Source organism: Bacteroidales bacterium, from assembly GCA_018334875.1.
Lineage (GTDB): Bacteria > Bacteroidota > Bacteroidia > Bacteroidales > UBA12077 > JAGXLC01.
The window spans coordinates 1-12,764 of record JAGXLC010000100.1 but is presented as its reverse complement, the minus strand read 5'-3'; the positions used below and the strand labels follow the sequence as shown (position 1 = coordinate 12,764).

Below are 12,764 nucleotides of genomic sequence, written 5' to 3'. Positions count from 1 at the left end.
TGCAGATCCTCATTGTCTGTTTTCCCTGATTGGCATCCCGCCAGGCATATAAATGATATGAGTATTGCTGCAAGCTTATTGGTCATTTTATTTTTTCACAAGCTTTTATGAAAAGAACTAACCTCACGCTTATTCTTCATTACTCATGGAAGGAGGGAACGATTCCGGATCGGCACCTCTCTGTTTGTTCGGTTCAGGCCCCATTTCAAATGTAAGTTCCCCGCCATCCTGAAGCGTCTGATGTCGGATATAATTCTGCTCCAGATGATCTCCATTCAGCTTAACATACTGGATATACACATTTCCGGGAGCGTTATTGACATTATTAATCGTTAAGGTATTGCCTTCCGGCATTTCTACTTCAATGCGATCAAACAACGGACTGCCCAGGGCATAGTTTTGCTGACCGGGACAAACCGGGTAAAAGCCCATGGAGCTGAATACATACCAGGCCGAGGTCTGGCCGTTGTCTTCATCGCCGCAATATCCATCGGGATGTGGAGAGTAAAGGCGGTCCATGATCTCTCTTACCCACTGCTGGGTTTTCCAGGGTTCTCCTGCATAGTTGTAAAGGTAAGGCATGTGCTGTATGGGTTGATTGCCATGTGCATACTGCCCCATGTTGACAATCTGCATCTCCCGGATCTCGTGTATGGGAAATCCGTAATAAGAAGCATCGAATTTTGGAGGCAGAGCAAATATCGAGTCAAGCATTTCGGAAAAAGCCTGCCGGCCACCCATGAGATCAGCAAGTCCCTGCACATCATGAAATACCGACCAGGTGTAGTGCCAGCTATTGCCTTCGGTAAAAGCATCGCCCCATTTAAAGGGATTGAAAGGCGACTGGAAGGTACCGTCTTCGTTCTTACCCCGCATAAGATTTGTTTCGGGGTCAAACAGGTTGCGGTAATTTTGTGCCCTTTCGGCAAACTTGGCAATTTCTTCCTCTGGTTTGCCCAACTCTTCAGCCAGTTCCATAATGGTATAGTCGGCATAGGCATATTCCAGGGTGCGGGCGGCATTTTCATTGATTCCGACATCGTAGGGAACATATCCCAGTTCATTATAATATTCGGCGCCATAGCGGCCGACGGACTCCACCGGCCCATGTCCTTTGGTATTTTTCACCATGGCTTCATACAGGGTTTCGATATCGTAACCCTTGATGCCCTTCAAATAGGAGTCGGCAATGATGGAAGCCGAGTTGGAACCGATCATTACGTTGCGGTGTCCGGGGCTGGCCCATTCGGGAAGCCATCCGCTCTCTTTGTATGTGTTGACTAGTCCCTTCATGATATTGCTGTTCAGCTCGGGGTACATAAGGGTAAAGAAGGGGAATACGGCCCTGAAGGTGTCCCAGAAACCATTGTCGGTAAACATGTAGCCGGATTTTACTTCACCATTATAAGGACTGTAATGTACCATTTCTTCCTGTTCATTGAATTCATAAAATTTGCGGGGGAAAAGCAACACACGATAAAGACACGAATAAAAAGTTCTCTGCTCATCGAGGCTTCCTCCATGGATTTTGATGCGATTCAGTTCGTTGTTCCAGGTTTTTCGGCCTTCTGCCCTGACCTGTTCAAAGCTTTTGGATCCTGTTTCCCTTTCAAGGTTCAACCGGGCCTGCTCCGGGCTGATGAATGAAGATGCTACTTTCACATGTACCGTTTCTCCCTTTTCTGTATCAAAGCCAACCACGGCACCCGAATGTTCGGATTCAGCGTTCAGCTTCCCGGGAGTGTATTCTCCTTCACTCCAGCTTCCCTGGTATTCGAAAGGCTTGTCGAAACGGGCCACAAAATAATTATGGAAATTGTCGGGTACACCGCCTGAGTTGTTGCGCGCATAACCTGTGATGGTTCGTTTGTCGGGAGCGATGGTAACGGAGGAACCCTCAAAAAAGCCGTCAAGCAGGATAAATGCTGAATCCGTTTTGGGGAAGGTGAAACGAAATATGGCAGCCCGTTCGGTAGGGGTAACCTCAACTTTTGTATCGTAGTCGGCCAGATAGACACTGTAGTAGTTTGGTTTTGCCTCCTCTGCCTTATGAGAAAACCAGGAGGCACGGGAATCTTCATCGATCTTCACATCTCCGGTAACCGCCATCAGGCTGAAGGCTCCATAGTCATTAACCCACGGACTGGGTTGATGGGTTTGTTTGATACCCCTGATTTTGTAAGCATCATAGGTGTAAGCCCATCCATCGCCCATTTCTCCGGTTTGGGGAGTCCAGAAATTCATTCCCCAGGGCAATGCGATGGCAGGGTAAGTGTTGCCGTTTGAAAGCTCAAACTCCGAATCGGTGCCCATCAAAGGATTTACTAAATCCACCGGTTCATCCGTAGGGTCTTTGGAAGACTCTCTGCTTTGCCGGGTGCATGAAGTGATTACAAGCAATACGCCTGCTAATAAGAGGATTATTCTATTCATATTATGAGGTTTGGAAGGCCGAAAATACAATATCTTTTGCCAATTAAATGCAATATTCCGGTAAAAAATCAAAGATTCCTTGCCTACAGCTCATTTTCCATAATGGATCTGAGTTTATTTTCCTTTTCAGCAGGCCAGTACTGGCAGCCCAGCTCAATGAAAACGGAGGAATAGGCCATTGTCTGGTCGGTTTTTAGCACCAGTATCTGAAACATTTGTGAAGCTTCTTTAATCTTTGTGAAAACTGAATCGTGGAGCATGGATTCAGTGTTTTCCGGTATCACCTGTTTCAGGCTATCTTTATACTTTTCAATGCCTCCAACCAAATTGTCATTGAGATATTGCAATTCTTTGTCGGTATAGACCGTGGGATTGACATGATCCGCTTTTTCAACTTCCGACAACACATGGGAAAGCACCGGCAGCAATTGTTCCCCGGTGTATAATACTTCAATTCCTTCTCCGGTTTGAAGCGGAAAGGCTTTGTCCACAACCAGTATCCAGTTTCGATGTCCCAACAGGGGTAATTTTTCTTCCAGTTCGGTTTGCCAACTGACAGATTGTTGAGTTTTTCCTGGATTCTCGCTGCAGGCGTAAAATAGTATTATAAAAATAATGGTTGTAAACCCAATCTTTCTTATTGTGTGTGTGCTCAATTTTAATGTGTTTTTATGGTTTCTATTTTTCGGACTTTTTGAAACTGATTGACATACCGGAACCCTTCCCGAAAACTGTGGTTTCGTAATGGTGCAATGATTTCAAAAACTCAAGGTATTCGTCGCTACCCCAATAACCTCCGTCTTCTGACACATTATGGGAGGTATAGCAACCGCCAGCCTCTAACTTGGGATCTACGGCCTGAAAGTAGTTTTTGTACCAGTCTTTGTCGGCATCGCTGAAAACAAAATCAAACGGCCCTTCCAATTGGGGGACAAGCTCATGGGCATCGGCAAGGCGGGCATCTATGTACTCGGATAAACCGGCTTCCTTAAAATTTTCCAATGCCTGCTTATGTCTTTCTTCGTTAATTTCAATGGTAATCAGTTTCCCACCGGTTTTGCTCAGGGCCCAGGCAATCCATATAGATGAATGTCCCGTTGAAGTGCCAATTTCCAAGGCCCTGGTGTAGTTGTTTTCAACAATCAGATCATACAGCTTTTGACCATCGGACTGGGGTATATTCATATTGTACCAGCTGCGACTGTTGAGGAAATTTCTGACTTTTTTGTCCAGGTCCGATTGGTCTCCCGTGGTTTGGCATCTTAGGGTTGTTGTAAAAGTAAAGAAAACGGTAAATAGTATTACAAATCCGGGAGTAAGGTTATATTTTTTCATTTTTTAAGAATTTTAATGGTTATTTTTCTATAAACAAAGATACTATTACGAAAACATATAACAAATTTTTATAGCGTGAACGATAAAAAACGTTTTATGACGATTTTTTTTTGCAATTTTGGTCTATATCTTATCAACAAAATTATGAAAAAGAACTTGTCTAAATACTTTTATGTCTTATACATCCTGGCATTGGCAATGGTTGTTCTGTATATAATCAGAGAAGAACTGAATTTATCTGAAAATCTTGCCAATTTGTTTTATTATTTAGCCATTGGGATTTTTGGTCTAGGGGTTATCCGAATAATATTTCTGGCCATAAAAAGATAAACCTTTAATGTTTTTGCCACAGTGAATCCACAAAATACTTCCTGCTGTCGTAGAAGTTGTTTTGTACCCGGAAACCCGCTTTTTCTGCCAGGGTATTAATCATGTCTTCATCGTATTTCTGGGATATCTCTGTAAAAATTGGTTCACCCTCTTTGAATTCAAAGGTAGTATTGAGTTTTCCAATGCGTATGGTTTGATTTTTTTTGCTGATAAGGAAACTTTTGGCCTCACCGGTTGAAGGGTCGTAAGTTGGATGGTGGTAAAAATCATCCGGTTCAAATTCACCTTCCAGTTCTTTGTTGATCCGGTGTAGCAAATTCAGGTTAAACTGCGCCGTGATGCCTGAGGGATCGTTATATGCCTGAAGGATGGTATTGGGAGTTTTCTTCAGATCAAACCCAATAAGGAGCAAGTCTTTATTATTCATTCTGTTCTTGAGGGAACGCAGAAATCTAACGGCTTCTTCAAATTCGGAATTGCCAATTGTTGAGCCCAGAAACAACAGTACTTTCCTTCCATTTTCCTCTGCATTCAAGCGGTCAAGTGCCCGAAAATAGTCGCCGGGGTAAGTACTGACATTTAATTTCGGAAAATTCGCTGACAATTTTGATTCAAGCAAATCCAGTACGTTTGGTGAAATATCAATTGGAAAATACCGGAAATGCACCGATTCATAGAGAAAATGGTTTAACAACACCTCAGTTTTCTGTCCGTCTCCTGCACCCAGCTCAGTTAGTAGAAAGGGCGTATTGGAATCAAGGAAGAACGTCAGCAAGTCATCCTTATGATTGTTGAGTATTTCGTGCTCACAATCGGTGAGATAGTACTCGTTTAAGGCTGTAATCTGCTGGAACAGCTTATCCCCTTCAGCATCATAGAAATATTTTGATTGAAGATATTTTGGTTTGGAAGATAAACCCAGGTAAATATCCTGTTCAAATTCAGAATGGGTTTCTGTATGTTTTTCTTTTACCGAAAGATGTTGGTTCATATTTCCCTGTTTTTAAATTTATTATTGTATGTCTGAAATCATAGGGTTAAAATACGAAAAATTTATTTTTATCCTCAGCATTTTACAACCAATATGTTAATGATTTGTTTAATCAATAGATGATAAGATTTTATAATCCCCGCTTGGCGCACCAATTAAATCTTATCCCATAAAATTATAACTACGGGCCTTTTCTCACGTATAAATCTATATCCGTCTGAGGATACGGAATTCGCCTGAATAATCTTCAGGGAAATGGCGTAATTTTTATATATTTTTATAGTTTTGTATTTAAGATGAAAAGACTGAAGCATGAAGAATGTATTTTATAGAACCAGGTTCCGCATATTTTCCTTTTTAGGACTTGTTCCCGATTCGGGTTCTTTTGAAAAAAGAGAAAAAGCAATTGAAAGAGATTATAATTATCTCCTGGAAATTCAGCAATCGGATGAACTGGCCAGATTTGAAGAGCTTAAAAATTATTTTCGTTCCGATGAGTTCAGAAAGAAAAAGAAGGAGATAAACGGCCAGAAATATAGAAACAGTGAACCCTACCATAAAGAAAAGCGATTCAACAAGCTCAGAAAATCGGATCCCGTCAAAACCTACCTCAAAGTAGCTGATTCGAAAGAACTGAACCATTATCTCAGGATGAAAGATTCCGAACCCCTGAAAAGGTATTACGAGTTAAAGGAATACTTTGGATCCGAGCAGTTTGAAGAATTTAAACGGAAGCTTAAACACAAAAGAAAACAAAAAAAGGACGAGTACAAAGATGCCCTGGCGCGGTATAAAAAATCCAAAACGGATTCCGACGCGGAAGAACTTCGACGGATTTCCGAAGAGCTAAAAGGGTTAAAATTTGAAAATACAGAAGACTTCAAAAAATACCAGGAATACAAACGACTTAAAAAAGATCCGGACATTAAAAAAGCCATTCAATTCAGGAACAGTAAAAAGTTTGCCATTTACCAGTCGGCTGTGGAATCAGAGTCACTTAAGGAATATCAGGATCTCAAAGATCATGTTGAAAGCGATGATTTCATTGAAACGAAAGCGTATCTGAAGACACCAAATAAATTTAAATATAGCAACCTATATCAGAATTTCCAGGAATACAAAACACTGGAAAAATCTGATAAAATCCGTTGGTATTACAAACACGTGAATTCCGAAAAATTTGCATTTCACAAAAATTATGAAAGGACTTTTCTGGATAAATTTGAGGACGGACAAATTGACGGCAACAAATGGCTTACAAGCTACTATTGGGGTAAAGCCCTGTTGAATGAGAGCTATGTGCAGACCACCGATGCGCATTTTTTCACAGATGGCAATAACTTAAAAATTCACGATGGAGTACTCACTATAATTACCAGAGAAGAAGAAGCGGAAGGAAAAGTATGGGATCCAAAATTTGGCTTTTATCCCAGAAAGTTTTCATATACTTCGGGTATCATTAATACCGGACAGAGTTTCAGACAAAAATACGGTTTGTTCAGGGCAAAGGTTCGGTTAAGCTATGCCCCTCATTTGCGTCATTGTTTCTGGATGGTATCAGATAAGATTCTCCCGGAAGTGGATGTGTTTCATTATACAGACGAGAGTCCCCGGAAAATGGAGTTTGGAAGTTACAAGGGCAATCCCAAAGATCCAAATGATGTGAAACTGAGAAAAACACGGATTAAAGGGCCCAATTTCAGCAAGCGGTTTTATATCTTCTCACTTGAATGGAAGCATGGAAGACTCATTTGGAGAATAAACGGAATGCCTGTAAATGAATTTAAATTCAACATTCCGGAAGAACCCATGTATATGATATTGAATTCAGGACTTAATGGGGAAGTTGACAGTAGTCGCCTTCCAAAAGAGATGCAGGTAGAATGGGTGGAAGCTTATATTGAGAAATGAGGCTAAGGCTAAGGCTAAGGAAGATATGCTAATAAATGGATGTGTTATTATATATCTAACAACTAAATTTCCATGTTCTCATTATTTTGCGGTATCTTTCTTTTTGCCGCCGGGAAATTCTTCCTGAAGGTTTTTTATGTTTGAGTGAAAATAGATATTCTTTGTTTCCCATTTTGATGAATCCCTGTTCCACCGCTCCTGCACCATTTGTTTTACTTCACCCTCGTCATCGTAGCTAAAGATATTCCTGATGGCATTATTCCATTCCCGGTCCCTGTAATCCCAACGTTGCTCAATTTCGCTGGTCAGTTTCCTGTTATCATAATCCATCAGAAATCTCAATCCGTTCATCCAGCCGTTCATATTCTGGTTCCATGTGGACCGGGTCTCCTTTACCTTATTACCCTTTAAGTTGTAGTGCATATAATATTTCCCCCGGTTATCCCATGATTCTGTAAAACTGTTCCAGGATTCCACCAGGGTTTCATTCGGAGGGCCCGGGCCATCATTATATATGAACGTATAACGGGTTTCATTCGACCATGTATCGGTGGCAGGAGAATACACTTTAATCAATACTTTTTTTTCTTCGCCCAAAAGATTGTAGTCTATCAGGTATCTTACTGTACTGAACCATTGGCCCGCGGCTTGCTGCCATTCATGATAAAGTACCTCACTTTTATTACCATAACGATCGTAAGAGAAAGTTTTAAGTTTCAGATTGATCCATTTTTCCTGATCGGCACTCCATTGCTGGTTGAGATTCTCCATCAGGTTACCCTGCTCGTTATATTGTTTTATGGTACGGTTGTAATTTTCCCACTTACCTTTTTGTGAATTCCACCTTTCGTTCAGGGTTCCGGCAAGATGAACAGAGTCTTTGTAATATTTAATTTCCCTGCTAAAAAGCATCCATTTGGTGGAATCTCTTTCCCATTTATGGGTGTAGTTTGTATCGCTTCTGATAACTTCCACCTGTTTAAACAAGGGCTGGCTATTGGATACAACAGGCTTTTTGTTTTTTGTTGTGTCATTTGAAACCGGAGCCGCCATCTCTTTTTTATGGATCACAATGTGCTGGTCCACCAGGTCATAAGCCAGTGTTGTGTCTCTGAAAAGGGAGTCCAGAATATTACCCAGGGAAGTATTTTGGAATGAAATTGAAATCAGTTTGTCATCATCCACAAGGTTGGAGTTATATGAAAACTTATATTCGGTGATCCGGTTAAGGTGCATGAATGCCTTATGGAGCGGTTCATTATCCATTTCCAGCCGAATCTTCCGTTCCAGAATGTTTTCCTGCGCCCTGACAAATTTATTATTAAGTGAGAAAACAGTCAATGCGGCCAGCAACAATATGGTATTTACGTTTTTCATATAATAGATAACGGGAACTTAACAAATAAATGATGTGCTTTGTTCAGCTCACATCTTTTTTAATAACGTATTCATTCTCATTGATCTTATTTATTTTCAAATTAAAAGTTGTGGCAATAACATTCAGCACTGTATCAATGGATTCATTGGTAAAATTGGTTGTGATCCTGTAATTTTCAATTTCCGGATTCCCGATATTAATCTTTACATTATAGGTTCTCATCAGGGTTTTTGAAACCTGCTCCAGTTCCTGTCCCTTAAAAACGAGTCTACCGGTGGTCCATGCAAGGTAGTTCGGGTCCTTTTGCTTTTCTTTTTTCAGCATATCATCACCTACAATTCCTTTGTAACCTGCTTCTATAATGAGGTGCTCATCCTGTTTGTTTCTCCTGGCAACCTTAATCCTGCCTGACTGAACCAGCACTTCCACCTTATTGTCGGGTAAATTGGTGTTAACATCGAATGAAGTGCCTAATACTTCAATCTGGGCATTGTTGGCATTTATGATGAAAGGTTTGGCAGGATTTTTCTCTACATCAAAGAACACTTCTCCGTTGATGGTAACCTCTCGCTTGCCTGTTCTAAATTGCTTGGGATAATTCAGTTTTGAGTTATAATTCAGATAGGCCAGTGAGCCATCCGGTAAAGCAACTTTTTTGTTTCGGATATCGTGCGGGGTATCAACAGTTACTGTCTGGGCTGGTTGGTTTAATTGCTGGTAGGTAAAAAAAGCACCTGTTCCGATACCTATAATTAATAAGGCAACCGCCGCATATCGCAAAAATGCATTGTTAAATATGAAAATAGGTTTTTCCCTTGCCGGCCGGGTTTTTTCCTCTGCAGCAATCCTGTTCTTAAGATTGTTCCAGGCTTTCTCCGTGTTAATTTCTGATCTTTGGGAATGTTCAATTTGGTTCCAGTACATTTTTATCTCCTCAAAGGCTTTAAGATTGTCTTTGTCTTTGTTGACCCACCGGCTGACTTTTGCCTTCTCCTTTTTATCCGCCTCATTGGCCAGATATTTTGCCAGTCTTTTCCATTTCACCATAACGGCTGAGATTTAAATCACTTTTAGATATTCATTCAGGTTCTTACGAAAGATTTTTAGCGCTTTTCCCATGTTTGATTCCACGGTTTTAACGGATATTGACAGTTTCTCTGCAATTTCTCCGTATTTTAATCCCTGAAACCTGTTCATTCTGAAAATCTCTCTTGCTCTCTCGGGCAATTGTTTTAATGTATTTTCAATTAACAGGTTCAGTTCCTTTGCGTTGAGTTCATCAACCGGAGTGGAAACCTGCTCACCGGGCGCATTTTTGATATAATCCGAGTATTGATCGGCCATATTCTGTGAACGTATTATTTTAAGGCATTTATTCCGGGTTGATGTATACAGGTATGATTGAACCGATTCACGGATTTTTATCTGTTCCCTTCCTTTCCAGATATTGAAAAATACATCCTGTACCGCCTCTTCTGCCTGATCCATATCCTTCAGGTAATGGTTTGCATAAATACAAAGTGCTTCATAATAATTTTTGAATAGTATTTCAAAGGACTTAACATCCCCTTTTTTAACTTCCTTTATGAGCTTTTTGTCGTTTGCATTCATGCTCAGGATCGGTTCAGTTTTGTTTGGGATTTGTTCAAATTTAGAATAAGGAGGATATCAAACCTAACAAGATACCCTCCTTACACATCCACCTTTGCAAAACTACTAATTATTATCCTGATTTTGTTCTTCGGGCTTTTGTTCCTGGTCAATCTCCCTGATATCCGAATAAAGGAAGATGTTTTTGGTTTCCCAATTTGAAGCATCCCGGTTCCAGCGTTCTTCAACCATTTGTTTCATGTCTCCCTGATCATCGTAGGTGAAAAGGTTACGAATGGCATTATTCCAGTTACTTGCTCTGTAATCCCATCTTTGTTCGATTTCACTGGTCAGGTTTCTTTTTTCGTAATCCATGAGGTATCTTAATCCGTTGATCCATTCATGCATGCTGTCATTCCATGTAGCCCTGGTTTCCTGTGTTTTATTTCCCCTGAAATCGTAACGCATAGCGTATTTGCCTCTGCTGCTCCATGATTCCGTGAAATCGTTCCATGATTCCACAAGAGCTTCATCCGGGAGACCGTAACCGTCATGATAAATAAAGGTATACCGTGTATCGTTTGACCAGGTTTCGGTAGAAGGAGAATAAACTCTGATCAGCACTTCCTTTTGCTCGCCATACATATTGTATTCAATCAGATATCTTACAGTACTGAACCATTGACCGGCAGCCTGTTGCCATTCGTGATACAGTATTTCACTTTTATTTCCCAACCGATCGTAGGTGAAGGTTTTCAACTGAAGATTCACCCATTTGTTTTGCCCGGATTCCCATTTTTGATGCAGATTTTCTATCAGTCTGCCTTTTTCATTATAGCTTTTCACAGTCCGTTCAAAATTTTCCCATTCAAGGGATTCATCATTCCATCTTTCATTGAGTATCCCTACCAGGAGCTGACCTTTCTTGTAGAGGTCAATCTCTCTGTTATAAAGTTCCCACCTGCTGGAATCCTGATTCCATTTGTGGGTGAAGTTGGTATCAACCAGTTGCACTTCCATTTGTTTGAATAAGGATTCGGTGTCGGATATTCTTTGACTTATTTCCTGTCCCAATCCATTGAATGAAAAGGCTAAGGTCAATACTACAACTTGAATCGCCAGGATGATACTCCTGCGTTGCCATCTTTTATTTACTTGTGTTTTCATGTTTTTGATTTTAATGTTAAATTTATTTTTTAAAATTTCAAAGATTCTTAGAGGTCTTTCATTATTAAGACCCACTGATGGAGTTTTACCCTATCGATACATGCAAATATTTTTATAAAAATTTAGTTTAAGGCTGAGGGTAAGGCTGATGCCGGGAAAAGAAAGCTTAGCGTTCATCGCTCATCATTGAATCCAATATCTGGGCAGGGAAAATTTTTTCTTTGTAGCCAAAGCTGCGTTAAGCTTCATTCGGGTTAGAGTATGATCTGGCTGAGAAAAAAAATGAAAGGCAGGGTGATGACACTGAGGAGGGTTGAAACGGACATGTTTTGGGTGGCATAATAATCGTCCTTGTTGTATTGGCGGGACAAAATCACCATCACGGTGCCACAGGGCATGGCTGATTCGAGGATGATGACATAAAGGGCGGTTTGGGGAATATCGAGAGGTATCCATAGCAAAACCAGGTGGATAAGTAACATAAGGATCACAGGTCCTATAAGCAGTTTGTTCATACTTACCGTAAATGTGCTTTTCTTATTCGGTATGGATTTGAGGTTGATATCGGCCAGAAGGGCACCGATATAAAGCATGGCAAGGTACATTGTCGTTTTACCCAGGCCCTGAAGAGGACCGAACAGAAAATCCGGTATTTTGATTCCCGTGAGTAACATGACAAGCCCGATAAAAAAGGCTATTGTATTGGGATTCAGTAATTTTTTAAGATGATTGAGTTTGTTTTGCTGTTTTTCGCCGCTCAGAATAAAAATGCCCAATGTCCAGGTAAGGATATTTTGGGTAAGAAAATAGATGATTCCATATAGCAGTCCTTCACCATTGGGAAAGAGGGCGTCGAGAATGGGAAATCCGAGAAAAACGATGTTACCGAACCCGGAATGCAATATATGTACTATAGCTCTTTTCGGGGGAAGATGGAGCAAACGGCTGGTAAGTCTGCCAATATTCAGGAATAATATAATGGCAAAAGCGGCTATAATAATGATCAATCCCCAGCTAATCAGTATGTCCTTACTGATATCCAGGGAAGAAATGCGGGTAATGATCAGAAAGGGGAGGGTGATGTTGAAAATGATCCGGGTCAGGCCGGTTTTAAGTTCCCGTTGAATAACATTCAGCTTGGTGGCAACAAGGCCAATCAGGGCCAACAGGATAAGAACGGATATTTGCTGAATGATGATGTTAACCTGCATATTTTATCCGATAATGTGCTTCAGGCGAATGAAAGATTTAACGATTAACCGGTACACAAAAAGTGAAGCAAATATTTAAAAAATTGTGTAAATATTACTAATTTTGGGCTGCAATTTTGGAAAGGTTCTTTAGAAATAGATTATAAAAAGTATATTTCACGGGGTGTAGCCCCGCCTATATTCGGCGGGGCGCCACAAATATCGGGGTGTAGCCCCGCCTGTTTGGCGGGGCGCCACATTCGGGAGTTTGAAAATTGCGAGTTCTACTATAATCTGGGGAGAGAAGGAAAACAAAAATTAAAGTTCTTTAATAAAGTATTTAACAGATCATTCGGGGTGTAACCCCGCCTATATTTGGCGGGGCGCCACATTCGGGGTGTAACCCCGCCTATTCGGCGGGGCACCATAAATATTTCCC

At 40.8% G+C, this 12,764-nt stretch carries 10 protein-coding genes; 1 reads left to right on the top strand and 9 read right to left on the bottom strand.

Annotation, left to right across the window (positions count from 1 at the left end; translation table 11 throughout):
- Positions 1 to 129: 129 nt before the first annotated feature.
- The 4 genes from KGY70_09840 to egtD form a co-directional block, all read right to left on the bottom strand.
- Positions 130 to 2,433 (bottom strand): GH92 family glycosyl hydrolase, encoded by a 2,304-nt coding sequence (locus KGY70_09840; protein MBS3775479.1) that lies wholly within the window; start codon positions 2,431 to 2,433, stop codon positions 130 to 132.
- Between the two features lie 83 nt (positions 2,434 to 2,516).
- Entirely contained in the window at positions 2,517 to 3,089 is a 573-nt protein-coding gene (locus tag KGY70_09835; protein MBS3775478.1) for a hypothetical protein, read from the bottom strand.
- Positions 3,090 to 3,111: 22 nt separating this feature from the next.
- On the bottom strand, positions 3,112 to 3,768 hold the full coding sequence (locus KGY70_09830; protein ID MBS3775477.1) for a class I SAM-dependent methyltransferase: 657 nt from the start codon (positions 3,766 to 3,768) through the stop codon (positions 3,112 to 3,114).
- Between the two features lie 334 nt (positions 3,769 to 4,102).
- Positions 4,103 to 5,089, bottom strand: coding sequence for an L-histidine N(alpha)-methyltransferase (gene egtD, locus KGY70_09825; GenBank protein ID MBS3775476.1), 987 nt, complete (start codon positions 5,087 to 5,089; stop codon positions 4,103 to 4,105).
- A 312-nt stretch (positions 5,090 to 5,401) separates the two neighbouring features.
- On the opposite strand from egtD, the gene KGY70_09820 reads away from it, so the two are divergent.
- Positions 5,402 to 7,000 (top strand): glycoside hydrolase family 16 protein, encoded by a 1,599-nt coding sequence (locus KGY70_09820; GenBank protein ID MBS3775475.1) that lies wholly within the window; start codon positions 5,402 to 5,404, stop codon positions 6,998 to 7,000.
- An 81-nt stretch (positions 7,001 to 7,081) separates the two neighbouring features.
- Here the strand turns inward: KGY70_09820 and KGY70_09815 are convergent, their stop codons facing one another.
- From KGY70_09815 to KGY70_09795, 5 genes are all read right to left on the bottom strand, one after another.
- Positions 7,082 to 8,377 (bottom strand): STN domain-containing protein, encoded by a 1,296-nt coding sequence (locus tag KGY70_09815; GenBank protein ID MBS3775474.1) that lies wholly within the window; start codon positions 8,375 to 8,377, stop codon positions 7,082 to 7,084.
- Between the two features lie 43 nt (positions 8,378 to 8,420).
- Positions 8,421 to 9,425: a FecR domain-containing protein gene (locus KGY70_09810; protein ID MBS3775473.1), complete on the bottom strand. Its 1,005-nt coding sequence runs from the start codon at positions 9,423 to 9,425 to the stop codon at positions 8,421 to 8,423.
- Between the two features lie 12 nt (positions 9,426 to 9,437).
- Entirely contained in the window at positions 9,438 to 9,989 is a 552-nt protein-coding gene (locus KGY70_09805; GenBank protein ID MBS3775472.1) for an RNA polymerase sigma-70 factor, read from the bottom strand.
- A 105-nt stretch (positions 9,990 to 10,094) separates the two neighbouring features.
- Positions 10,095 to 11,135, bottom strand: coding sequence for a hypothetical protein (locus tag KGY70_09800; protein MBS3775471.1), 1,041 nt, complete (start codon positions 11,133 to 11,135; stop codon positions 10,095 to 10,097).
- A 254-nt stretch (positions 11,136 to 11,389) separates the two neighbouring features.
- The gene (locus KGY70_09795) at positions 11,390 to 12,346 is read right to left on the bottom strand and encodes an AEC family transporter (GenBank protein MBS3775470.1); all 957 of its coding nucleotides are present in this window, start codon (positions 12,344 to 12,346) and stop codon (positions 11,390 to 11,392) included.
- Positions 12,347 to 12,764: the final 418 nt, after the last annotated feature.